This window comes from Aquimarina macrocephali, assembly GCF_051627225.1.
Lineage (GTDB): Bacteria > Bacteroidota > Bacteroidia > Flavobacteriales > Flavobacteriaceae > Aquimarina > Aquimarina macrocephali.
In genome coordinates this window covers 3,096,954-3,120,760 of sequence record NZ_CP151795.1, presented here as the reverse complement: position 1 = coordinate 3,120,760, position 23,807 = coordinate 3,096,954, and the positions used below count along the sequence as shown (strand labels likewise).

The window sequence follows — 23,807 nt, the reverse complement described above, 5'->3', positions numbered from 1 at the left end:
ATTTTTTGTGTTTTTTTATTACAATTCTCTTACTGCTTCTTTAAATTGTCTTCCTCTTTCTTCGTAGTTTTTAAATAAATCAAAGCTTGCACATGCTGGAGATAACAACACATTTTCATTTCTCTCCGCTATTTTATACGCCATATTTACAGCTTCTTTCATTGACTGTGTTTCTATAATATTATCAACACAATTTCCAAATGCATTAATAATCTTAGAGTTGTCTACTCCTAAGCAAACAATAGCTTTTACTTTTTCATTAACCAGTGAATACAATTCTGTATAGTCATTTCCTTTGTCTACCCCACCAACAATCCAAACAGTTGCAGATTTCATAGCATCCAAAGCATAAAATGTAGCATTTACATTTGTCGCCTTAGAATCATTGATATATTGTACATTATTAATTTTTAATACATTTTCTAGCCTATGCTCTACTCCATGAAAGTTTTCCAGGCATTCTCTAATGGTAGCTTTCCTAATTTTTAACAATTGCGACACTGTAGCGGCGGCCATAGCGTTTTTTACATTGTGATTTCCTTTTAATGCTAAATTTGTTGTTGGCATGATTACTTTGTTGTTATCTATTATTATTGTTATGTTTTCTTCTTCTAAATACGCTCCATTCTCTACCTTTTTGGTTAATGAAAAAGGCAACAATCTTGAACGAACGGGGTGTTGTTTTAAATATTCTGTTATTACTGTATCGTCTGCATCATAAATGAAATAATCATTTTCATTTTGATTCATTGCAATTCTGAATTTTGACGCTATATAGTTCTCAAACTGGTATTCATATCGATCCAAATGATCCGGAGTAATATTAGTAAGAACAGCAATATGGGGAGCAAAATCCTTTATCCCATCTAACTGAAAACTACTTAGTTCAAGCACATAAAAAGGAGCATCCTTTTCTGCTACTTGTTTTGCAAAACTATCTCCTATATTACCAGCCATATTAACTTCTAAACCACCATGCTGAAGCACATAATGTGTAAGCATTGTAGTTGTAGTTTTTCCATTACTCCCGGTAATACCAACAATCTGAGCGGCTGTGTATTTTGCAGCGAATTCTATCTCAGACACCACAGGAATTCCTTTTTTGAGCAGCTTCACTATTAATGCTACTTTATCAGGGATCCCCGGGCTTTTCATAACGACATCTGCATTCAGAATTTTAATTTCTGTATGCTGTTGTTCTTCCCATTCGATTTCAAAATTTCTAAGAACTTCTTTATATTGATCTGTAATTATTCCTTTATCTGAAACAAAAACATCGAATCCTTCTTTTTTACCCAGAATAGCTGTTCCTACTCCACTCTCTCCTCCTCCTAACACTACTAGCCTTTTCATGTTATCGCACTTTAAGCGTAATCACTGCTATGATTGCCATAAAAATGCCGACAATCCAGAATCTTGTAACAATCTTACTTTCATGTATTCCTTTTTTTTGATAGTGATGATGTAATGGAGACATTAGAAATATTCTTCTTCCTTCTCCATGTCTCTTTTTGGTATATTTAAACCAACTTACCTGCATCATTACTGATACGGTTTCAATAAAAAATATGCCACATAAAATTGGTATCAAAAATTCTTTACGTATTGCGATTGCAATTACTGCTATTATTCCTCCTATAGTAAGGCTACCTGTATCTCCCATAAACACTTGAGCCGGATACGTGTTATACCACAAAAACCCTACTAGTGCTCCTGCAAATGCAGTAATATAGATGGTCATTTCTCCAGAATTTGGGATATACATCACATTGAGATAATCCGAAAAAATGATATTACCCGACACCCATGCAAAAAGAGCTAATGTTAGTACCATTATTGCAGATGAACCTGCTGCAAGGCCATCAATCCCATCTGTGAGATTAGCTCCATTTGATACTGCTGTAACAATAAAAATGACAATGGGTATAAAAATTAACCAAGCATATTTTTCCATTTCGGGACTAATCCAGGTTATCAAATCTGAATAGTCAAACTCATTGTTCTTAAAAAAAGGTATCGTAGTTTTTGTAGATTTTATAGCTGGATTAAAATCTGACACCTCTTCTCCTGTATTTACAATTTGCTCTGTTTCTGATTTTACTTTTTCTTCTTTAATGGTAATATCATTATGAAAATACATTGTACATCCCACAATAAGCCCAAGCCCAACTTGCCCTATTATCTTAAATTTTCCTGCCAGACCTTCTTTATCTTTTCTTTTTATTTTTAAGTAATCATCTGTAAAACCTATAACTCCCATCCATAATGTAGTAATGATCAATAAGATTACATAGATGTTATCAAGTTTAGCAAACAATAGTACAGGAATCAGAGTTGCCAGAATAATAATAATTCCTCCCATGGTTGGAGTACCAGCTTTTTCGGCTTGACCATCCAGACCAAGCTCCCGAATACTTTCTCCCATCTGTTTCTTTCTAAGAAAATTTATGATTCGTTTACCATAAATTGTAGAGATCAATAGCGATAAAATAATTGCCATTGCTGCCCTAAAAGTGATAAACTGAAACAACGTCGCCCCGGGGAACTGGTATTCGCTTTCCAAATATTCGAATAGATAGTATAGCATAGGTTATTACCTTTTACTCTTTTTTTAAGAGAGTGAAGGATTTATTTATTTAGTTTCTTTAGTTCTTGTTTGACAATTTCAAAATCATTAAAATCTGTGCGTTCTCCATTAATTTCCTGATAGGTTTCATGTCCTTTACCAGCAATAAGGATGATATCATCTTTATTAGCTAATTGGCATGCAGTTTTAATAGCTTGTTTTCTATCTGTAATCGACAGTGTTTTTTTATAATCCTGTGGTTCTACTCCTTTCTCAATATCTTCTATAATCTGATCTGGATTTTCTGTTCTGGGATTATCACTGGTAAAAATTGTTTTATTACTAAGTCTTGCCGCAATGCTTCCCATCACAGGGCGTTTCATTTTATCTCTGTCTCCACCACATCCCACAACTGTAATTAGCGTTTCATTATTGGTTCTAATATCATTAATGGTCTCTAACACATTTTTTAATGCATCTGGTGTATGTGCATAATCAACTATTGCTGTAATTTTCTCATCAGAGATCAGATATTGAAATCTACCGCTTACACTTTGTAAGTCACTTAGTAACTGAAGAGTTTCTAAGGTTTCGAGTCCTAATAATTCGGCAGTACCAAAAATTGCCAGTAGATTGTATGCATTAAAGCTCCCTATTAATTTTGCCCAAACTTCATGATCGTTTAACTTTAGTAATAATCCTTCGAGGCTACTTTCCAAAATTTGACCTCTATAATTTGCATAGGATTTTAAAGCATAGCTATGTTTTTTTGCTTTAGTGTTTTGAATCATAAAACTTCCGTTCTTATCATCTTTATTAACTAATGCAAAAGCTTTTGCCGGTAGTTCGTCAAAAAATATTTTCTTTACATCACGATATTCTTTGAATGTGTTGTGATAATCTAAATGATCATGAGATAAATTTGTAAAAATTCCTCCGGCAAAATCTAATCCTTCTGTACGTTTTTGATGTATCCCATGAGAACTAACTTCCATAAAACAGTATTCTACTCCTGCAATATTCATTTCTTTGAGGTAGTAGTTAATAGTTAAAGAATCCGGAGTAGTATGTGTCGCATCATAAACTTTGGCATCTACCACAACTTTTACTGTAGACAACAATCCTACTTTAAACCCAGCTTTCTTAAAAAGCTGATATAATAAAGTTGCTATCGTTGTTTTACCATTGGTACCGGTCACTCCAACTAGTTTTAGATTCCCCGAAGGAGAATCATAATAATTAGATGCCATGATCGCCAATGCAGATTGGGTATCTTCAACTTCTACATAGGTTACACCACTAACTGCAATATTTGGCACCTTTTCGCAGATCACAACCAAAGCTCCCTGATTAATAGCTTTTTCTATATAATCATGACCATCTGAAACGGAACCTCTAATAGCAACAAACACATCGTCCTGTTCAACTTTTCTTGAGTCGAATTCAATCTTATTAACGCTCATTGTTGTATTACCAACTACGGCATTAATCGCTACCTTATATAGAATGTCTTTTAACTCTGTCACGATAATTCTAATCTCACTGTTTGGTTTATCTTTACTTTAGTTCCTGGTTCTATAGATTGTTTTTTCACCCTTCCTGATCCTTTTAGTTCGACTTTCAGTCCCATATTTTCAAGAAGAGAGATCACATCCATTGCTGGCATACCTGTTACATTAGGCATTATAGTCTTGTATTTTTGAGCATTCTGATAATACTTCTCATAACTATTAACAACCGAGTTACTCTCTACAACGGCATAAGAAACCTCATCAATTACTGGTATATCATTATATATTTTTGTGGCAATAGTTTTAAAGACCGGAGCAGCAACCTCGCTACCATAATATCCTTTTTTCTTATTTGGTTTATGAACCACTACAATGCAAGAGTAGATTGGTTTATCAGCAGGAAAATAACCAGCAAAAGATGATATATATTCGCGTTCTTTATCTTTCCCATAGTTCCCCCAACATGTACCTGTCTTACCAGCAATACCAAAATTATCAGTACGAATATTATCTGCTGTTCCTCTCTTAACAACATTCTTCATCATCTCCTGAACGATTTTTGCAGTTTTTTTAGAGCATATTGTTGGATTAAGAATTTCTTTATCAAATCTCTCTCTGGTTTTATCCCAAGTTTTTACTTCTTTAATGAATCTGGGTTTTACCATTTCGCCATCATTAGCGATTGCATTATAAAAAACCAATGTTTGTAATGGGGTAATTGCAACTCCATAACCGTGAGCCATCCATGGCAATGTGGTTCCGTACCAATCTTTATCTCCTGGATACGGGATTTTAGGTTTCCCTTCTCCTTTAATTGCTAATCCAAGTGTTTCTCCAAGGCCCATATTAATTAACCGATCTACAAACTTCCTAGGATTATCCTTATAGTTTTCATTAATCATCTTAGCAAAAGCAGTATTCGAGGATAACTCAAATGCTTTTGCAGCAGATATTTTTCCGTATCCTCCCCATTTAGAATCTTTTACAATTCTATCATAAAACTTTACACGACCATTTTCGGTATCTACGACATAACTTGAATCTATAACTCTATCCTCTAAAGCTGCAACCATTGTCATCAATTTAAATGTAGACCCTGGTTCATGAGATTCTCCAACAGCATAATTTAGTTTCTCATAATATTTTCCTGCATTCGTACGTCCCAGATTGGAGATCGCTTTTATCTCTCCTGTTTTAGTTTCCATAACTACTACAGTACCATGCTCTGCTTCAAATGTTTCAAGCTGAGCCAGTAATGCGTGATGTGCTATATCTTGTATGTTTACATCAATGGTAGAAACAACATCATACCCATCTTGTGGTTCTACTTCGTTAGCATCTCCTATAGGTTTCCATTGGTTTTTTGCTATCTTTTGTTTTTTTCGTTTTCCTTCTTTCCCTCTTAAAAATGGTCCATAAGCCCCTTCCAAACCTACTCTGGTATAATATCCTTGTTCATCCCTTCTTTCATACCCAACAGTACGTTCAGCTATTTTCCCTATAGGATGTTCTCTTACTGTGCGCTGTTCTACTATTAACCCTCCTCGATTAGCTCCAAATTCAAACAAAGGGAATTTTTTGACCCTCATATATTGAGAATATCCCAAATTTCTTCGTAGTAACAAGTATCTATTTTTATTTGCTCTAGCTGTTCTTATAATCTTATCATAATACGAAACCGGTTTTCCAAATTCTTTGGATAATGCTTTACAAAGTGGTTTAATGTGTGCTCTAAAGTCTTTATCGTTTACTGCCAGTGCATCAAATCGTATATCATACTTAGGAACAGATGTTGCTAAAAGATTTCCTTTACTATCATACAGATTACCTCGATTTGCAGGTATATCAAAGGTTTTAAAAACTCGTTCCTGAGCTTTCTTGCGATACATATCTCCTTCTACAAACTGTATATTCACTAACTTGGCCAATACTGCTATTGCAAAGATGAACATACACGCTGCTATGAAATACAATCGGTTTAATATGTTTTTTTCTTTTATTGCCAACAGCTTAGTTTTTTACTATTATTTTCCTTGGGGGGCTTTCAGGACGTTTTAATCCTTTTTGTGTCATCTTTTTTATTATTGACGACTCCATCTTCAATCTCATTAATTCGGTCTTCCCATCTACAAAATGTGTTCTTAATTCCCTAACTTCATTATTCAATCTAGCAATCTCATGCACTTTACTTTCTGCATTGTGCGAACTTGCGATCATTATTATTGCCAAAAAGGAGAGAAACAATAGCATTCTCCAATTCTTCATTGCATCATCTGCAATAAGAAATTTACCTTTTAATATGTCGTAAATTGTTTGCTTCAAATTTTTTCAGCTATTCTAAGTTTTGCACTTCGTGCTCTATTATTTTCTTTAATCTCTTCTTCTCCAGGAACTATCAACCCACCTACTTTTTTAAAAGGTACCGATACGTTACCGTATAGATCTTTTTCTGGCTCTCCTTCAAACATTCCGCTACGTATAAATCTCTTTACCAACCTATCTTCAAGAGAATGATAAGAGATTAAACTAATCCTTCCTTTAGTGTCCAAAAGTCCTGTTGTTTGTATTAAAAATTCCTTAAGAGCTTCAATCTCCTGATTTACTTCAATTCTAATCGCTTGATATATCTGAGCCAGTATTTTATGTTCTTTATGCTTTGGCAAAAATGGTTTTAGAACTTCTTTTAATTCCACACTGGTTTTTAAACTTTCTTCTTTTCTGGCTCCAACTATTGCTCTCGCTAACTTAGGAGCATTTCGTAATTCTCCATATTGCAAAAACATTACTCTTAGATCAGACTCATCATATTCATTAATTACATGATAAGCTGATATTTCTCCACTTTGATTCATCCTCATATCCAGATCTGCTTCAAACCTAGTAGAAAAGCCCCTATCTGCTACATCAAATTGATGTGAAGAAACCCCAAAATCCCCCAAAATTCCATCTACTTTTCTAACCCCATAGAATCGAAGGAATCGTTTAATGAATCTAAAGTTTTCATTTATTAGAGTAAATCGATCATCATCAATTGCATTCTCCAAAGCATCCTTATCCTGATCAAAAGCAAATAACTTCCCTTCTGGTCCCAATCGTTTGAGAATTTCACTAGAATGGCCTCCTCCTCCAAATGTCACATCGACATAGGTTCCATCAGGTTTTATTGCCAACCCATCTACAGTCTCTTTGAGTAAAACCGGGTTATGATATTCCATCTCTTCCATCTCTTCTTTTCTAGTTTTCAACAGTCTAAACAAAAGTTAAGCTTCTACTAATCTTTATCAAAACAAGCCTCTTAACCTCTATCAATTCTATTAATCATGCTCTATTTCATCATCAAACCCCATTACCTCTTCTGCCAAATCTGCAAAATCAACAGCTGCATCATCAATTGCCTTTTCATACTGATCTTTGTCCCAAATCTCTAAGATATTTACAGCAGATGACAACACTAAGTCTTTAGTAATTCCTGCAAAACCAACTAGATCTTTTGGAATCAAAAGGCGGCCAGCAGCATCAATTTCTACTACTTTTACACCAGCTGTAAACTTTCTGATAAAATCATTATTTTTCTTTTTAAAGCGGTTGAGTTTATTGATTTTTTGCATTAAAAGATTCCATTCTGCCATTGGATACAACTCCAAACAAGATTGAAAAACAGCTCTTTTTAACACAAATCCATCTTGTAGCACTGGCGAGAGTTGCTTCTTAAAAGCCACAGGCATCATTAGACGTCCCTTAGCGTCTGCCTTACACTCATATGTGCCGATTAGATTTACCACTTTTATTTCCCTAAACGTTTAATTAGTCAAATATATTGAAAAAATTACCACTTTTTACCACAATTTACCACATTGTTAATAAATTGTCTTCTAAACAGTAAAGTCAAGGCAACTAAAAACTTTAAGATTTTGTTTATCAGCATACTACGGCAACACTTGTAGATTCTTGGTTTCACTCATTTTGAGATAGAAATAATCGATCACAAAAAAAAATATAAAAATTCATTCTGTAGTATTAATAAAAAATCCCAAAACTAATTATGAAAATGCTATATTTGCTTTTAATTCTTGTAAGAAGTATTAATGAAGCACGAATTAAAAAAAGACGGAAAATTTAGTTATCTAGATTTAGGGGAAGGCACACCAATCATCATTTTACACGGACTGATGGGTGGATTGAGTAATTTTGAAGGTGTTGGTTCTTACTTTCCTGAACACGGATATAAGGTACTAATTCCTGAGCTACCTGTATACACTTTACCTTTACTAAAAACCAAAGTTAGTACCTATGCCAAGTACCTTAAGGATTTTATAGATCACTTAGGATATGGTGATAAAGAAGTTATACTTCTAGGCAACTCTCTAGGAGGACACATTGCACTTTTATGCACCAAAATGTTTCCTGAAAAAGTAAAAGGTCTGGTTATAACAGGAAGTTCTGGCCTTTATGAAAGTGCCATGGGAGAAAGCTATCCAAAGCGAGGTGATTATGAATACATTAAAGTTAAAGCAGAAAATGTATTTTATGATCCCGAAATTGCTACCAAAGAAATTGTAGATGAAGTATACGCTACTGTTAATGATCGCAATAAGTTAATCAGAACTCTTGCAATTGCTAAAAGTGCTATTCGGCATAACATGGCAAAAGACTTACCCAAAATGAATACCCCAACTTGTGTTATCTGGGGAAAAAATGATAATGTTACTCCTCCAGAAGTTGCAGATGATTTTAATCGTTTATTACCTGATTCTGACTTGTATTGGATTGACAAATGTGGTCATGCTGCTATGATGGAGCATCCAGAAGAATTTAACCGTTTACTATACAATTGGTTACAAGAACGTAACTTCTAATCATAATTGATACTATGAAGATTAGTAGCGCTGAATTTGTAATGAGTAATAGCGATGTTGACAAATGTCCTAAAGACAAACTCCCTGAATATGCATTCATAGGCAGATCTAATGTTGGCAAATCCTCATTGATCAATATGCTTACTAGCCGTAAGAGTCTTGCTAAAACATCTGGAAGACCAGGAAAAACACAGCTGATTAATCATTTCATTATCAATAAAACCTGGTTTTTAGTTGATTTACCAGGGTATGGGTATGCAAGAGTATCTAAATCTTCAAAAAAAGTATTTCAGAAATTTATTACGGCATACTTCTCTAAACGAGTACAATTAGTTAGTGCCTTCGTACTAGTGGATTGTCGTCATGAACCACAAAAAATAGACCTTGAATTTATGCAATGGTTGGGTGAAAATCAAATACCATTTTCTATTATTTTCACAAAATCTGACAAGCTTTCAAAAAATAAGCTGCCCGCTCAAATAGCTGCCTATACCGAAGAAATGCTCAAGTACTGGGAAGAAATGCCTAATTATTTCATCACTTCTTCTTCTTCTGGCTTAGGCAAAGAGGACGTTCTTAACTACATAACAGAAATTAATTCGAAGCTAAAAAAATCTTAGCTTATTTTCTTTTTCAAAAAATCTATTAATTCTTCTGCAGAGTTTAAGGACGATAATCCTTCTGAATCAAATAGTAAATCAATTTTTTCTTCTTGTTTTTGAAAGATAATAGGAAGATTAAAGCTCTTATCTTCTAGATACGAATATGCATCTAAAAACTCATCTTTATACATAAACACAAATTCATAATCTGAATTTTCCCTAAAATCCTTCCATACCTTTTTTTCAGAAAAGTTACCATGAGTAAGACTGCAAAGATCACATGAATATGTAGTCGGACTTATAATTTTATGAAGGTTATCAAGATATTTATTCCAAATATCTGACTGTGCATTATATACAAAAAACAAGGTTTTTTTCAACGTTTGGATTTTGACATTTAGTCAACAAAGTTGGCAAAACATTTCAAAAAAAATAAACTATTATTTTTGTTTAAGTTCCAATTTTTCGGCGAAGTAATCACAAAAATCTTTCATGGTTGCCGACATTTTTTCGTCTTGCGTAGCTCGATAAAAAGTATCACTCATAGCGACTAATGTTTGATGAAAAAAGATCTTCATTTCATCCACGGGCATATCTTTGGTCCATAAATCAATACGAAGACTTTCTTTATTTTTGCTATTCCATACAGATAGCAGCATTGCTTTGGTTTCTTCGTTCTCTACACCACCATCTTTTGCTGTCCATCTTAATTTTTCTGGAATCCTGTTTTCATCTAACTCTATATCTATTTTTATTTCTGATTTATGATTATTCGCCATTATCTTTCGGGTTTATATTTTGATCTATTAAAAATCGTTTCGGCATCTGCCACTATTAATTGCCGCAAAGATACATTGTTATTTTTCATATACGAAGCTACAATTCTCCATCCTATAAATTGTCCTATTCTATCTGGTGCTTCCTTATCAATTTCTTCCAAATAAAATTTTGAAAAAGGCCCAGGATACAAAAATCTAGACATAAGAGTACTATCTGTACTGTATAACAATTGGCGATCTATGAAATATCTCCAGATTTGTTCTTCATTAGCTTTTGCCCAGGCATACTGTTCTTCGGTATACCCTATTTTTCTGGCATCGCTAAAATCAGGTAAAAGCAAATTTTTTAGATATAGCTCTTTTCCAAAGGACACAAGATTTCCTAAAAACGTTCTATCTCTAATCGGCCCTATCTGGTTTTTGGCGTACATAGAAGCTACATCTGGTACTATATTTTGTCTATCAAAATGCTGCCTTAAGTATTTTTGTATCCCTTCATAAAAGTGATGATCTTTACCTAGATATGTATCCAAGGAAATAATAAGTAATCCTTTTGAAAGCACGACCTTATTATGATAATCTACATCATTGGTAATTGCAACCACTCTAGGTTCTTTAATTTCTGGGAAATAATATTTTATATGTTGAAAAAGTGAATGCAGTTCATTTTCTTCAGAAGAAAAATCAGAAAAAGTTTTTTCTACTTCTTTGTTTACTTCTTGCTGTATTGTATCTCGAGATCTTTTAATCCATACGCTATCTGCATACTTTTCTGAAAATAAAAAAGGGTACTCTTTTTTAAGATTAGGTAAGTTTTCTTGTGTTACTTCTGCAAATAATCGATCAAAACGTTCAACTTTAATTTCTACCGGGATTTCAGCAACTTCTTTATCTACTTTATCTTTGTTTGAACAAGAAAATAAAACGCAAAAAACAATGGCTAATTTTATATACTTAATACTATTCATTCCTAAATTATAATATCTCTCTAAATAATTTCTACTATTCCAGAACGCCATCTTTTTTTATTAATTTTATATTCGCAAAGGTAATATATCAAATTACCACAGACAAAGATCGAAATACGAAGTATAAAATTGAAATACTCATAGTATTTAGATTTAAATTAACACTAACAAATAACGAAGAATGCAAACAGAAAAAGTAATTGATCATATTGTAAACTGGTTAAAGGAATACGCTACTAATGCAAACATAGAAGGTTTTGTTATTGGTGTAAGCGGGGGGATTGATAGCGCTGTTACTTCTTCTTTATGTGCAAAAACAGGATTAAAAACGCTTTGCGTAGAAATGCCAATTCATCAAGCTCAGAGTCAAGTAACAAGAGCCCAAGAGCATATTAATCATTTAAAAGGAAGGTTTCCTAATGTTTCTGATACAAGAGTTGATTTAACTCCTGTTTTTGAAGAACTAAAATCTGCCGTTCCAGAAACGGCTCCAAGTGCACAACTTGATCTATCATTAGCAAACACCAGAGCGCGATTAAGAATGTCTACATTATATTACTTTGCTGGTTTATATAAATACCTAGTTGCCGGAACAGGCAATAAGGTTGAAGACTTTGGAGTTGGTTTTTACACCAAATATGGGGATGGTGGTGTAGATTTGAGTCCTATTGCAAACTTATTAAAAAGTGAAGTCTACACAATAGGAGAAGCTCTAGGGGTACCAAATTCTATACAAATTGCTTCTCCAACCGATGGGTTATTTGGAGATAGCAGGAGTGATGAAGATCAAATTGGTGCAAGTTATGATGAATTAGAATGGGCTATGAAAATGAAAGATGAAGGTAAAAATATTGATGATTTTAAAGGAAGAGAGCAAGAGGTTTTTGAAATTTTCGTCCGTCTAAATACCGTAAACCAACATAAAATGACCCCTATTCCGGTGTGTAAAATACCCGTTAATCTATTATAAGCAACATTTTGTCGATAAATACATAAAAAAAAGTTTACGAGGACTAGTTCTTAGTAATTTTGCACAAAGATTTAAAAATTACCCCTAGCCTAAGATGTTACACTCTTAAAATTAAACTAACATTAACAATCGTAAACAAGAATGACAACCGTATTAATCGCAGATCATCATCCAATTACAAGGAAGGGGATCGTTTCTTTATTTCGCAACTCAGAAGATTATGAGATCATTGGCAAAGTAAGTAACGGAAACGAGATGTATGATGTTTTGAAAGCTAATACTCCAGATGTACTCATCATGGAGTTAGATTTACCTCAAATCAATGGAATTATGGCATTGAGAACAATTAAAAAAGAATTTCCTAGAATCAAAGTAATTATTTTTAGTTCTCATCCTGAAGAAATGTACGCTTTAAGTGCTATTAAAGCAGGAGCTTCGGCATACTTATCCAAAACAGTACCAACAAAAACACTTAAAAAAGCAATCGAACGCGTTGCAAGGGGTGGTATATATTTAAATGATAACCTTACACAGCAATTAGCAAATGGAAATGCTAATGAAAATAATATGGTTGTAAAATATAAAAAACTATCCTCCAGAGAAATAGAGGTACTCAATCTATTATCTTCCGGAAAACGTAATAAAGATATAGCTTCTACATTATCTATTAATGAGAAAACAGTAAGTACGTATAAGACGCGACTGCTCAAAAAACTAAAAGTAGATAATCTTGCAGACCTAATTCATCAATCCAGATTATTGCATATTAGCTAGACCACTCGGTTTAGCTTTTCAGACAATATTCTTTTTAATGATAGATAATCCATGATATCCTGTATGGTTTCTTGATTATCATTGGCATCAGTATTTGGAGCTTTCACTTCTTGTGAGAGCTCTTCTACTTTTTGACTAATCAGGAATCTTCGTAGGTTTAAGATAATATCACTTACATACTGAGCTATCGTAAAGTTTTTTTGTTTTACATGGATCTCCATATCTATCCACCTATGTAATGTATATCGCTCTTCATTCATCATGATAGCCGTAATCTCTGAGGCTATTTCTGGAGCTATATGATTAATAAAGGTTTCGATTTTAAATTCCTCATTTTGTTGTAATTGCTCAATCAAAACGGCGTATATCTCTTTAAAACTATTATTAGTAAATTCTATTTCATCATCCTGAAGATCAAGATATATTTTCTCAAATACTTTTGTGGTGTGTACTTCTGGCTCTAAAACGAGATTCCCTTCATCATTTTCTTTTAAGACAAGATCTTCAAACTCTTCTTCATGGCTTCCATAAAGTAGCAATATCTCTATTATCTTTCGTTCTAGTTCATACTGTTCGTTAACCTTTGGAGATTGTGAAGTTTCTGTTTTTACAACTTCTAATGACTTCTGATGTTGTTTTTGCTGTTTACGGTCTCCTTTTACATCAACATTACGAATTTGCGCCAAAGTATCGAACAATACATCTTCAGAAATGTCCATTATTCTAGAACATTCTTTGACATAAATTTCTCGTTTGATCACATCAGGAATTTTAGAAATACTAGTTACCATATCTCTAACTAATTCTGCCCTCTTAATAGGATCATTCTTAGATTCTTGCTGTAATAGTGACGCTTTAAAACTAATAAAATCCTGAACATTTTCTTCGAGATACCCTCTTAGTTCTTCTAGCGTATTTTGCTTGGCAAAGCTATCTGGATCTTCCCCATCAGGAAAACTACAGACTTTTACATTCATTCCTTGTTCAAGAATCAAATCAATCCCTCTTAAAGATGCTCGCATCCCAGCGGCATCACTATCAAACAATACCGTGACATTCTTGGTTAGTCTGCTAATTAGACGAATTTGATCTGACGTTAATGCCGTACCAGACGAAGAAACTACGTTGGTGACACCTGTTTGATTAAACTGAATAACATCTGTGTATCCTTCTACAAGATAACAGTTATCTTCTTTGGCAATAGTTTGTTTTGCATGATAAATCCCATAAAGCACCTTACTCTTATGGTAGATATCACTCTCTGGAGAGTTAAGATATTTTGCCGCTTTTTTCTCATTGGTTAAGATTCTCCCTCCAAAACCCAGGACACGGCCAGACATTGATTGAATGGGAAACATCACTCTACCTTTGAAACGATCAAATTGTTTTTCTTCTTTTACTATGGTAAGACCTGTTTTCTCCAGGTAGTTTAATTGATATCCTTTTTTAATTGCTTCTGCCGTCAATGCATCCCAAACATCAGGAGAATATCCTAGTCCAAACTTTTTTATAGTTTCTTCGGTAAATCCTCTTTCTTTAAAATAAGTTAGCCCTATGGCTTTACCTTGTTCTGTTTTAAGTAAAGAATTCTGAAAAAAAGTATTAGCAAACTCACTAACCAGATACATACTTTCTCTTTCATCTGCTTGCTGCTTTTGTTCATCGGTTTGCTCGGTTTCTTCAAATTCAATATTATATTTTTTAGCCAAATATTTTATGGCTTCAGGATATGTAAAATGCTCATGTTCCATCAAAAAAGCAACTACATTACCTCCTTTTCCGCTAGAAAAATCTTTCCAAATCTGTTTTACGGGCGACACCATAAAAGAAGGTGTTCTTTCATCACTAAATGGACTTAATCCTTTAAAATTACTCCCTGCTTTTTTTAATTGCACAAAGTCACCTATTACTTCTTCTAACCGAGCAGTTTCGAATACAGCATCTATAGTGGACTTATTGATCATTATCTGGTATTATATAATTAATATTGAGCAGTAAGTACTTTATTGAGAATCCTACTACAAAAGTTTGTCTTTGTTTATATCGACAAGCTCAACGCAAAAATAATATAATTCCTGAAACACCATCCTCTTCTTGATTTAATAAAAAAAGAGGCTGTCTAAAAAAGACAGCCTCTTAACATTAATTTTTTATTTGTTCAGAAATTATTTTGCTACAATAAAACTTCTTGTAACAATAGTTTCTTTAGCAGTAATTCTTGCAAAATAAGTTCCTGCTGTAAGATTACTTACATCAATTTGCTTAATTCCCTGACCATCAATGCTACGAACTTTTTGACCAAACATAGAGAAGATCTCTAATTTTTGGATTGGTGTTTTACCAACTGTTATATTTAAAACATCTTTAGTTGGGTTCGGATACAACATAAATCGCTTGTCATTTGAGTTAACATCTGTTAATTCATAAGTATCTAACCTTACACTTGATCCCTGCACACAGAACTCTGTAGCGTCAGAATTCGTAAACTCTCCTCCTGATGCAATAGTACCTGCACTACTTGATAACGTATAAGAACCATTACCATATGAACAGCAAATCCCGTCTCCAAAAGAATCAGAAATTGTAAATGTATAGCTTCCTGAAGCTGGTGCGCTAATAGTTTCTGTAACAGTAGATCCATCTGGGTTTGCCGTAGAATAGCTTTTTGAAGCCACTGTTGCACCTCCTGCATCAGTTAATGTCCAAGAAGTCTCTTCCGGATAGTTATCAAATGTTATACTTAAGGATAAATCACCTGTAGCGCAATTTCCTGTAGTATCACTAGTAAGTGATATTTTGTCTATTGCTGCATCAGCTTGCCAAGTATTCCCAGTTACACGATTAAATCGTAATTGTAGTCCAACTCCAAGATAAGCTGCCAAATCTATTGTAGCCGCTTGCCAAGAGTTCCCCTGGTTTCCGCTTTTGTTCCAAATACTGGTCCAGGTTGCACCATCATCATTACTTGCTTCAACATCCAGTGATCCAAAATCAGCACCACCATACATATGGTAACTAAATGAAAACACAGCCGCTGTAGCACCGCTAAGGTCAACACAAGGAGAATTAAGAATTGCTCTTTTGTTTGGATACCCAGTACCATTTCCAGATGCTTCAACATAGATATAAGTTGATCCATCATCTGCGCTTGAAGGTCCTGTATTATTAGAAGGTGTACCTCCAGAATCTCTTGACCAGTCTAGATCATCTCCTGATGCTTGCGTCCATCCTCCAAAATCACTTTCAAAACTTTCACTATATGGAACAGCAACTCCATTTAAACACCCTGTTGCGGCTAGAGTAGTTACACTTATTGGTGTACTCGTAGCTGATTCATTTCCGGCAGCATCTTTTGCTAACACCTTAAACTCATATGTAGTCTCAGGAGAAAGTCCAGTTACTATATTAGTTGTAGCGTTTACAGTAGCAACTACAGCTCCGTCTTGTAATACATCATATCCTGCAACACCTACATTATCAGTAGATGCGTCCCAGTTTAAGGTAGTCTGACCTGCTGAAGTATTAGATGCTGTTAAATTTGCAGGTACAGTTGGTGCCTGAGTATCTGGTGCAACTGTAGTAACAGTAAGTGTTGCACTTGCAGCAGATTCATTTCCTGCTGCATCTTTTGCCTTTATAGAGAAATCATAAGATGTACTTGCTGTTAACCCAGTGATATCAGCTGTAGTTGTAGCTACAGTTGCCACTACCGCACCACCTTGATATACATCATATGCAGTAACTCCTACATTATCAGTAGATGCGTCCCAGCTCAATGAAGTAGAAACATCAGTAGTATTAGATGCAGTTAGATTAGCAGGAGCTGTAGGAGCTTCTGTATCCGGAGTATCTGGTTCAATTCTAAAAGCTACAACATGACTCTTTCTCACATTAGGAGCTGGTCCTTTCATATACTCACTAATATGCCAGAAAGTTTTATCATCTAATGGATCTATAGTCATTTGACCATAATCTCCGTAACGACCATCACCTCTATTATTCTGGCTATCTCCATCTGCAGAAACCTGTTCTGCAACAGTCATTGTTCCTACCGGATCACTAGCTAATCGACCAGTGTATCGTAGTGAAGTATATACACTAGTACTTACTACTGTATATGCTAATCCGATATTACCTTGTGAATCCTGAGCAATACTTCCACAGAAAGCACTAAGTCCATCTGGTTGTGTATATGTACCTTCTTGATGAATAGTCCATGGTTGCCCATCTGCAGTTTGGCGAAGTTCATACCAACGAATACCAGCTAAGCTATCATTACCATCTAAGTCTACCACAAAATTCATTACCACAGAGTTATGAGTACCAAAACGTCTATAGTTTGTCATATACATCATAGTTGCTTGTAATGCATCTATGTCTGGTCCACTACCTGGTTCATCAAGGTTTTGAAAAGATCCATTATCAAACACACTATCAAAAGGTGCTGTATTGATCGATTGCGGTTGTGAAATTGTAGAATTCGCTGGAGTCGTCCAATTTACACTAGTTGTCCATACTTTTAAGTGATCTGTTGAAATCCCAGACCAGCTATCATCTTGCATGTACACGATAGAACAACCTACGCCTGCCGGAGGAAGTGTTGTACCTGTAGCATTAAATCCTCCTGGACTGTAAAACCCATTGGTTTCTGCTCCTGGTAAAGGAAAACTTACCATTTGAGCCGTTGTTTCTCCTGCAATCATCTTATCTCGTTCTACCACAAATACAACATCATTAGTATCTGGAGCATTTTGATCTTTATTTGCAGTAATGTAGTATCCATCACTCCAGATAGATAATTTTTCATAATCAGGAAATGTTCCCGTGTTAAATCTATAGGTAGACCATCCATCATTTACTGGATCTGGTCCTTTACAGACTGCTATTAAAAATCCATTTGGTGAGTTACTAAACTCCATGATAATAAATCTATCGGCGAAGTTATCATATACCACCACTGGATCTCCTAATGTTTCTCCAGGAAACAAGGTTCCTAAAGAGGCTTCAGCTAATAGAACGTTACCCGTTCTATCGAGGATACCAAAACCAGAGTTAAATGCATACACGTAATGATTAGGGCCAATAGCCCCTGTTGCATCATTTAACACAGTTCCAACATGAGCATCAAAAGATGCTACTGGAGCTCGAACTGCCATTTTACGAGCACTTTTTTGTCGCTCGATAAGCGGATCATTTCCCTGAGGGAAGCCTTTTCCCGGAACGAAAGTATTACTTCCTTTACGTTTAGGAGGAGCAACATGTTGAAACCCTTTGGCAGAAATAATATTTTTCATTTTAGAAAATGCTGGGATATCCCTTTTGTAAGCTGATTCACTTACAGAGTTAGCTTTTACGGGAGTTCCCTTTTGAGCAAGCAGCCCGAAGCTGCAAAACACAAATAATGTTAGATAAAAAAATTTAGTTTTCATATGAGTGAAATTTGGTTAATTGTTCGGTTTTATACCAATTTCAGCATAAGTAGTAACGACTAACATTTTGAGGCAAAAAATGTAGAATCGTTATTAAAATTTTGGAAAGAATTATTTCAACTATGACTTGGATAAATATAGAATATTTCATCTAGAAACAAAAAAATAAATTGTCATAAAATACTTACATTCAAATAGTTACGTTAAAACCATAATTAATTTAAGGGGAATACTTTTATTTATATATTTAACAAATATTCATTATTAGTAAATTATTTAACAAAAAAATATAAATGTTTAGCATATCGATTTGATAGGGTAGCCGTTAAATAAAGGTCTGAGAATCATAACACAAATAGCTTATGAGGTGAAAAAAATAAAAGAGCGATATAGTCATATCGCTCTTTTAAAATAATCATTACTTGCTCCTACTTTATTAACAAAAAACTATTTCATCTATTATAGTCCACTAATTTCATAAAATATACGGGTAATCGCATCAATTTATTTATCGATTAAAAGTCAAAACGTAATCCTAACGACACATTATTTTGTTCAATCTCTGCATTTTTAAAAATTGGAGACAGATCGTACTTAGCATATATAGACATATCTCCAAAGCCAATATATCCGCTTAATCCATATATTAGATCACTGGTGTTATAATCTCTTTTAATTTTATCTTTAACGCGATCGCCATTTTCTTTATATTTTAATTTTTGGCGAGTACTTATATTTACTCCGGCATACCCCCCCAGGCCTATTCTAAATCTATTTCTAGTAGAATATCGTATACTCTTTTCTGTCTCTGTTACTTTTGACGGACCAAATTCAAAGTGTACAGGAACCACAAGGTTATCCATTCTAAATTTTGATTTATCCAATTCTACTCTAAATTCTTCTAATGTCGTTTGATTACCATTTTCTACAAAATATCTATTATCTGTAGGTTTTAAACCATTAGAAGTATATGAAATCCCATATTTAATTCTTAAGAAATTGGTATTTTTAAACACTCTTGTTTTCCAGGCCCATCCAATTTCAAAAAACCTACTTCCAGAAATTTTATAATCAGAATCATCCAATGATTGCCCATCTACAATTGCATTGTTAAGCCCAAAGGCAATTACTAAATTTGATGTTGTGCGTCTATCATATCGTATTTCTCTGTCTTTATTAGATCCAAAATTAAACCCTAAGAAAGTAAGACTATATTCCATATCTTTTTCTAAAAGTTCAATTGTACTCCCCCCATTTCGTTCTAAAAATGCTATTTTATTTTCTATAATAGCTATCCTGTTTTCAATATTAAGAGCGTGTTTTTTAGCAACTTCTTCCTTAAGTCTTTGAGCGTCTTCTTTAGTTATTTCGCCATTTACCAACTTTTCATTAATCTCCTCTACTTCTTTTTTTAATGCTTCTTTTTCTACATTGATAACACGTTCTTTCTGCTGTTTCAATTGCTCTATTGCATTATTATCACTTACTTCCTGCGCACTTGACAATTGGGCAAAAAGTGCCATGGCCACAAATGTAGCTATTGTAACTATCGTCTTCATTTTTTTGAATTTTATTTGTAATCTCCCTAGTATACCAGGGAGATTACTGATTATTTGATTGATGAATGATTTTAATTATCTCTTTCTACTACCGCTGTTTTAACTTTTTGGAAACCTGTTTTAAGCGCTTCAAAAACACGTTGTTTAAAAGTCTCATCAAGTTCTGCTTCTACATCTTGCAGAAGGGTTGATGCACTCACTGTACTAGATTTTAATATTTTTGCTGTTGAAATTTCTCGTTGAGCTTTTAGCAATAACCGATTGATTTCATCATCGGTCACTTGAGCATTGTTTTTTTGAAGCTCTTGAATTTGCGCCACTACTCCTGCCACTTTATCTTCAATTATTAAAGAATCTACAGGTGAAATTTTGTTTTTAATCGTATTGGCATTTTTATCATTTTCTGCTAACTCAGTATCATAATCCCTATTTCCTAACATTTTTTTTGCAGTCATACCCTCATGCATTATTATTTCTGAGGTAACATTTTTCTTTTTAAGATTCTCTTTTTCTTTTTTAAGAGAGGATGTCACAGTATTATTCGATATTGGATTTTCTTCAAAAACTTTAGAATTATTTTTTTCAATAACTTTCTGTTTTGTATCCTTATTTTTAACTACCTCAGTATTTTCTTTTTTTATAATCTCATTACTATTATCAACAAATTGGATGTTATTTTGTTTAGAGGCTGGATTTTGATTCATTAATATTGAAGTCAAAATCAATACTCCAACAAAGATTGCTGCTATACTATACCACTGGATTTTTTTACTTTCTTTTTTTTGTTTTTTTACACTATCTAACTGCGTTGTTAATTGTTCCCAAGAATCACTTGAAGGCTGTATAGCGCGCTGCTCTAGCTTTTCTTTCATCTTTTCTTCAAATTTCAATGGCGCCATTACTTATCTTATTTTGTTGGTTTAACTTTTGTTGTAACGTTTTCCTAGCTTTAAATAGTTGAGATTTTGAAGTACTTACAGAAATTTCTAACATCTTAGCTATCTCGTTATGCTTATATCCTTCTATAGCATATAACACAAATACCATTCTATATCCTTCTGGTAAACTATCTATTAATTCCTGAATCTGGTCTACTTCTAATTCTGTATTAATATTGTTCCAGGATTCTTCGGTATAGCTTGTTATTTCTTCGGTAAAAAGAACCTGTTTTTCTTTTCTTAAAAAAGAGATAGATTCATTAACCATAATTCTTCGCACCCATCCTTCAAAACTTCCTTCGAATTTAAATTTATTCAGATTCATAAAAACTTTTAAAAACCCGCCAAGCATAACTTCTTCTGCAAAATGAATATCCTTAATATATCGCCTGCACACACTAAGCATTTTGGGCGCATACTGATTGTATAGCTGATGCTGTGCATCGCGATATTGCTTCGCTGCCCTTTTAATGAGTTGGGTTTCACTTTTATAAAATTGAATAACTTTCAATATAAAGTCAATTAATTAGGTCTTCTATTTACATAGACGAGAATAAGAATAAAAAGGTTGCCTCGTATTTTAAATAATTAATGTTGAATTATAAATATTTAGAGATAATCGATATATATTTTTCTTAAAAAACTTATCGTATACACAATGGGTATCTCTTTTTTAGCACCAAAAAGGTTTTAATTATTTTTTTCGGTCGATAACATAATCAACCATAAGTTCTAAAGAAGATTTATAATCAGAATCTGGATATTCTGATAAGATGGAAAGTGCTTCATTTTTAAATTGATGCATTATTTTAATGGCATACTCCAATCCTCCACTTATTTTCACAAAGTCTATAACTTCTTTAACTCTTTTTTTATCTTTATTATGATTTTTTACCGAGTTAATGAGCCACTTCTTTTTTTCTTTAGTGCAGTGATTTAATGTGTAGATAAGAGGGAGTGTCATTTTTTGCTCTTTAATATCAATCCCAGTGGGCTTTCCTATGGCTGTATCACCATAATCAAATAAATCATCCTTAATTTGAAAAGCCATCCCGATGAGTTCTCCAAATTTTCTCATTTTTTCAACATCATCAGAATCAGGGGATACAGAACATGCTCCCAAGCTACAACAAGCCGCTATTAATGTTGCCGTTTTCTGGCGAATGATCTCATAATATATCTCTTCTGTGATATCAAGATTTCTAGCTTTTTCGATTTGTAACAGTTCTCCTTCACTCATTTCTCTTACTGCTACCGAAATAATCTTTAAAAGGTCAAAATCTCCATAATCAATAGAGAGTAACAATCCTTTTGACAATAGATAATCCCCTACCAAAACTGCTATTTTGTTTTTCCATAGGGCATTAATAGAAAAGAAGCCTCGCCTTTGATTAGAATCATCAACGACATCATCATGGACCAAAGTTGCAGTATGAATCAATTCAATTACCGAAGCTCCTCGGTATGTTCGTTCGTTTACTTCTCCTCCAGATACCATTTTAGAGACCAGAAAAACAAACATAGGCCGCATTTGCTTACCTTTTCTATTTACAATATAATGTGTAATTCTATTGAGTAAGGCTACCTTAGAGATCATTGAATCTGAAAACTTTTGTTCAAAAAGCTCCATTTCATCAATGATCGGTAATTTTATTTGTTCTACAACTTTCAATATGCTGTACTTGATTCTGTTTTCTATAGTAACGCGAAGATAGCGTAAATAGTTTTTCTTTGAAACCGATACTGTTATATATCAAGAATATTACTTATAATTTAAAAAATATAAGAAGTATCTCTAAGATTTGTTAGCTAATTGACCACAGGCTGCATCTATATCTTTTCCACGGCTACGGCGAACATTTATAACAATCCCATGAGATTCTAGTCCATTAATGTAGTTATCAATTGCTTTGTTTGATGCTTGTTGAAATGCTCCATCATCAATTGGGTTATATTCTATCAAATTTACTTTACATGGTACATAAGAACAGAATCGTATCAAAGCTTCAATATCTTCTTTTCTATCATTTATACCTTCCCAAACAACATACTCATAAGTGATCTTACTTTTTGTTTTTGCATACCAATATTCTAATGCCTCTCTAAGATCATTAAGTGGAAATGTTTCATTAAAAGGCATTATTGATGTTCTTATTTCATCTATTGCAGAATGTAATGAAACTGCTAATTTAAATTTCACCTCATCATCTGCCATTTTCTTAATCATTTTTGGGACACCAGAAGTAGATACAGTGATTCTTTTTGGAGACATTGCCAATCCTTCAGGGGAAGTAATTTTATCAATGGCTTTCAATACATTATTATAGTTCATTAAAGGCTCTCCCATACCCATGAACACAATATTTGATAAAGGACGATTGTGATATAATCGGCTTTCTTTATCTATAGCCATTACCTGATCATAAATTTCATCAGGATTAAGGTTTCTCATTCTTTTTAATCGAGCTGTTGCACAAAACTTACAATCCAAGCTACACCCTACTTGAGAAGACACACAAGCTGTAGTTCTGGTTGGCGTAGGAATTAGTACTGATTCTACTATTAATCCATCATGCAATTTTACTGCATTTTTAATAGTACCGTCTGTACTTCGTTGCATTTGGTCAACCCGAATATGATTGATCACAAAGTTTTCTTCAAGTATTTTTCGAGTAGCTATGGAAATATTGGTCATATCATTAAAACTATGAGCGCCTTTACTCCATAGCCATTCATAAACCTGATTTCCTCTAAAAGATTTATCTCCATTTTCTTCAAAAAAAAGCCGTAACTGATCTTTAGTTAAGGTTCTTATGTCTTTTTTCTTCACATTCATAACTTCTGCAAAAGTATAA

General features: G+C 33.7%; 21 protein-coding genes. 4 read left to right on the top strand and 17 right to left on the bottom strand.

Features of this window, described 5'->3' with window-relative positions; translation table 11 throughout:
- Window positions 1-18: 18 nt before the first annotated feature.
- From murD to mraZ, 7 genes are all read right to left on the bottom strand, one after another.
- A complete protein-coding gene (murD, locus tag AAFU52_RS13500) occupies window positions 19-1,353 on the bottom strand; it encodes a UDP-N-acetylmuramoyl-L-alanine--D-glutamate ligase (protein WP_024770707.1) in 1,335 nt (444 codons plus the stop codon).
- A gap of 1 nt (window position 1,354) precedes the next feature.
- A complete protein-coding gene (mraY, locus tag AAFU52_RS13495; protein ID WP_024770706.1) occupies window positions 1,355-2,587 on the bottom strand; it encodes a phospho-N-acetylmuramoyl-pentapeptide-transferase in 1,233 nt (410 codons plus the stop codon).
- A gap of 41 nt (window positions 2,588-2,628) precedes the next feature.
- Window positions 2,629-4,092: a UDP-N-acetylmuramoyl-L-alanyl-D-glutamate--2,6-diaminopimelate ligase gene (locus AAFU52_RS13490; RefSeq protein ID WP_024770705.1), complete on the bottom strand. Its 1,464-nt coding sequence runs from the start codon at window positions 4,090-4,092 to the stop codon at window positions 2,629-2,631.
- Entirely contained in the window at window positions 4,089-6,083 is a 1,995-nt protein-coding gene (locus AAFU52_RS13485) for a penicillin-binding protein (protein WP_024770704.1), read from the bottom strand. Before AAFU52_RS13485 ends, AAFU52_RS13490 begins: the two co-directional genes overlap by 4 nt.
- 4 nt (window positions 6,084-6,087) lie before the next feature.
- Complete coding sequence (locus tag AAFU52_RS13480) at window positions 6,088-6,399, bottom strand: FtsL-like putative cell division protein (protein ID WP_024770703.1); 312 nt, start codon at window positions 6,397-6,399, stop codon at window positions 6,088-6,090.
- Window positions 6,396-7,292 (bottom strand): 16S rRNA (cytosine(1402)-N(4))-methyltransferase RsmH, encoded by an 897-nt coding sequence (gene rsmH, locus AAFU52_RS13475; RefSeq protein ID WP_024770702.1) that lies wholly within the window; start codon window positions 7,290-7,292, stop codon window positions 6,396-6,398. The genes AAFU52_RS13480 and rsmH overlap by 4 nt, the downstream gene beginning before the upstream one ends.
- A 99-nt stretch (window positions 7,293-7,391) precedes the next feature.
- Window positions 7,392-7,859, bottom strand: coding sequence for a division/cell wall cluster transcriptional repressor MraZ (gene mraZ / locus AAFU52_RS13470; RefSeq protein ID WP_024770701.1), 468 nt, complete (start codon window positions 7,857-7,859; stop codon window positions 7,392-7,394).
- A 303-nt stretch (window positions 7,860-8,162) separates the two neighbouring features.
- Between mraZ and AAFU52_RS13465 the strand changes: the two genes are divergently transcribed.
- Window positions 8,163-8,933 (top strand): alpha/beta fold hydrolase, encoded by a 771-nt coding sequence (locus AAFU52_RS13465; protein WP_024770700.1) that lies wholly within the window; start codon window positions 8,163-8,165, stop codon window positions 8,931-8,933.
- 14 nt (window positions 8,934-8,947) lie between these two features.
- Window positions 8,948-9,553, top strand: coding sequence for a ribosome biogenesis GTP-binding protein YihA/YsxC (yihA, locus tag AAFU52_RS13460; RefSeq protein ID WP_024770699.1), 606 nt, complete (start codon window positions 8,948-8,950; stop codon window positions 9,551-9,553).
- Here yihA and AAFU52_RS13455 read toward each other — a convergent pair.
- From AAFU52_RS13455 to gldB, 3 genes are read right to left on the bottom strand one after another with little or no spacing between them, the layout of a single operon-like run.
- Window positions 9,550-9,915 carry a hypothetical protein gene (locus AAFU52_RS13455; protein WP_024770698.1) on the bottom strand — a complete coding sequence of 122 codons (366 nt, stop codon included), beginning with the start codon at window positions 9,913-9,915 and terminating at the stop codon, window positions 9,550-9,552. The two genes, yihA and AAFU52_RS13455, sit on opposite strands and share 4 nt — an antisense overlap.
- A 60-nt stretch (window positions 9,916-9,975) precedes the next feature.
- Window positions 9,976-10,314: a gliding motility protein GldC gene (gene gldC / locus AAFU52_RS13450; protein ID WP_024770697.1), complete on the bottom strand. Its 339-nt coding sequence runs from the start codon at window positions 10,312-10,314 to the stop codon at window positions 9,976-9,978.
- Complete coding sequence (gene gldB / locus AAFU52_RS13445) at window positions 10,314-11,333, bottom strand: gliding motility lipoprotein GldB (RefSeq protein ID WP_438422287.1); 1,020 nt, start codon at window positions 11,331-11,333, stop codon at window positions 10,314-10,316. The genes gldC and gldB overlap by 1 nt, the downstream gene beginning before the upstream one ends.
- 130 nt (window positions 11,334-11,463) lie before the next feature.
- On the opposite strand from gldB, the gene nadE reads away from it, so the two are divergent.
- Window positions 11,464-12,252: an NAD(+) synthase gene (gene nadE, locus AAFU52_RS13440; RefSeq protein ID WP_438422286.1), complete on the top strand. Its 789-nt coding sequence runs from the start codon at window positions 11,464-11,466 to the stop codon at window positions 12,250-12,252.
- Between the two features lie 141 nt (window positions 12,253-12,393).
- A complete protein-coding gene (locus AAFU52_RS13435) occupies window positions 12,394-13,026 on the top strand; it encodes a response regulator (RefSeq protein ID WP_024770694.1) in 633 nt (210 codons plus the stop codon).
- Here AAFU52_RS13435 and dnaG read toward each other — a convergent pair.
- The 7 genes from dnaG to rlmN form a co-directional block, all read right to left on the bottom strand.
- Window positions 13,023-14,990, bottom strand: coding sequence for a DNA primase (gene dnaG / locus AAFU52_RS13430; RefSeq protein ID WP_438422285.1), 1,968 nt, complete (start codon window positions 14,988-14,990; stop codon window positions 13,023-13,025). The two genes, AAFU52_RS13435 and dnaG, sit on opposite strands and share 4 nt — an antisense overlap.
- Window positions 14,991-15,191: 201 nt before the next feature.
- On the bottom strand, window positions 15,192-18,455 hold the full coding sequence (locus tag AAFU52_RS13425; RefSeq protein ID WP_438422284.1) for a fibronectin type III domain-containing protein: 3,264 nt from the start codon (window positions 18,453-18,455) through the stop codon (window positions 15,192-15,194).
- Between the two features lie 515 nt (window positions 18,456-18,970).
- A complete protein-coding gene (locus AAFU52_RS13420; RefSeq protein ID WP_438422283.1) occupies window positions 18,971-20,014 on the bottom strand; it encodes a coiled-coil domain-containing protein in 1,044 nt (347 codons plus the stop codon).
- A gap of 71 nt (window positions 20,015-20,085) precedes the next feature.
- Window positions 20,086-20,913, bottom strand: coding sequence for a hypothetical protein (locus AAFU52_RS13415; RefSeq protein WP_438422282.1), 828 nt, complete (start codon window positions 20,911-20,913; stop codon window positions 20,086-20,088).
- Window positions 20,894-21,463, bottom strand: coding sequence for an RNA polymerase sigma factor (locus AAFU52_RS13410; RefSeq protein WP_024770689.1), 570 nt, complete (start codon window positions 21,461-21,463; stop codon window positions 20,894-20,896). Before AAFU52_RS13410 ends, AAFU52_RS13415 begins: the two co-directional genes overlap by 20 nt.
- A 183-nt stretch (window positions 21,464-21,646) precedes the next feature.
- Window positions 21,647-22,624 carry a polyprenyl synthetase family protein gene (locus tag AAFU52_RS13405; protein ID WP_106791464.1) on the bottom strand — a complete coding sequence of 326 codons (978 nt, stop codon included), beginning with the start codon at window positions 22,622-22,624 and terminating at the stop codon, window positions 21,647-21,649.
- Between the two features lie 123 nt (window positions 22,625-22,747).
- Window positions 22,748-23,788: a 23S rRNA (adenine(2503)-C(2))-methyltransferase RlmN gene (gene rlmN, locus AAFU52_RS13400; protein WP_024770687.1), complete on the bottom strand. Its 1,041-nt coding sequence runs from the start codon at window positions 23,786-23,788 to the stop codon at window positions 22,748-22,750.
- Between the last annotated feature and the right edge of the window lie 19 nt (window positions 23,789-23,807).

Coding starts and splice junctions, on each gene's coding strand:
- murD (WP_024770707.1), bottom strand. CDS start 1,353: ATGAAAAGGCTAGTAGTGTTAGGAGGAGGAGAGAGTGGAGTAGGAACA.
- mraY (WP_024770706.1), bottom strand. CDS start 2,587: ATGCTATACTATCTATTCGAATATTTGGAAAGCGAATACCAGTTCCCC.
- rsmH (WP_024770702.1), bottom strand. CDS start 7,292: ATGGAATATCATAACCCGGTTTTACTCAAAGAGACTGTAGATGGGTTG.
- AAFU52_RS13465 (WP_024770700.1), top strand. CDS start 8,163: ATGAAGCACGAATTAAAAAAAGACGGAAAATTTAGTTATCTAGATTTA.
- yihA (WP_024770699.1), top strand. CDS start 8,948: ATGAAGATTAGTAGCGCTGAATTTGTAATGAGTAATAGCGATGTTGAC.
- gldC (WP_024770697.1), bottom strand. CDS start 10,314: ATGGCGAATAATCATAAATCAGAAATAAAAATAGATATAGAGTTAGAT.
- gldB (WP_438422287.1), bottom strand. CDS start 11,333: ATGGCGTTCTGGAATAGTAGAAATTATTTAGAGAGATATTATAATTTA.
- nadE (WP_438422286.1), top strand. CDS start 11,464: ATGCAAACAGAAAAAGTAATTGATCATATTGTAAACTGGTTAAAGGAA.
- AAFU52_RS13435 (WP_024770694.1), top strand. CDS start 12,394: ATGACAACCGTATTAATCGCAGATCATCATCCAATTACAAGGAAGGGG.
- dnaG (WP_438422285.1), bottom strand. CDS start 14,990: ATGATCAATAAGTCCACTATAGATGCTGTATTCGAAACTGCTCGGTTA.
- AAFU52_RS13425 (WP_438422284.1), bottom strand. CDS start 18,455: ATGAAAACTAAATTTTTTTATCTAACATTATTTGTGTTTTGCAGCTTC.
- AAFU52_RS13420 (WP_438422283.1), bottom strand. CDS start 20,014: ATGAAGACGATAGTTACAATAGCTACATTTGTGGCCATGGCACTTTTT.
- AAFU52_RS13415 (WP_438422282.1), bottom strand. CDS start 20,913: ATGGCGCCATTGAAATTTGAAGAAAAGATGAAAGAAAAGCTAGAGCAG.
- rlmN (WP_024770687.1), bottom strand. CDS start 23,788: ATGAATGTGAAGAAAAAAGACATAAGAACCTTAACTAAAGATCAGTTA.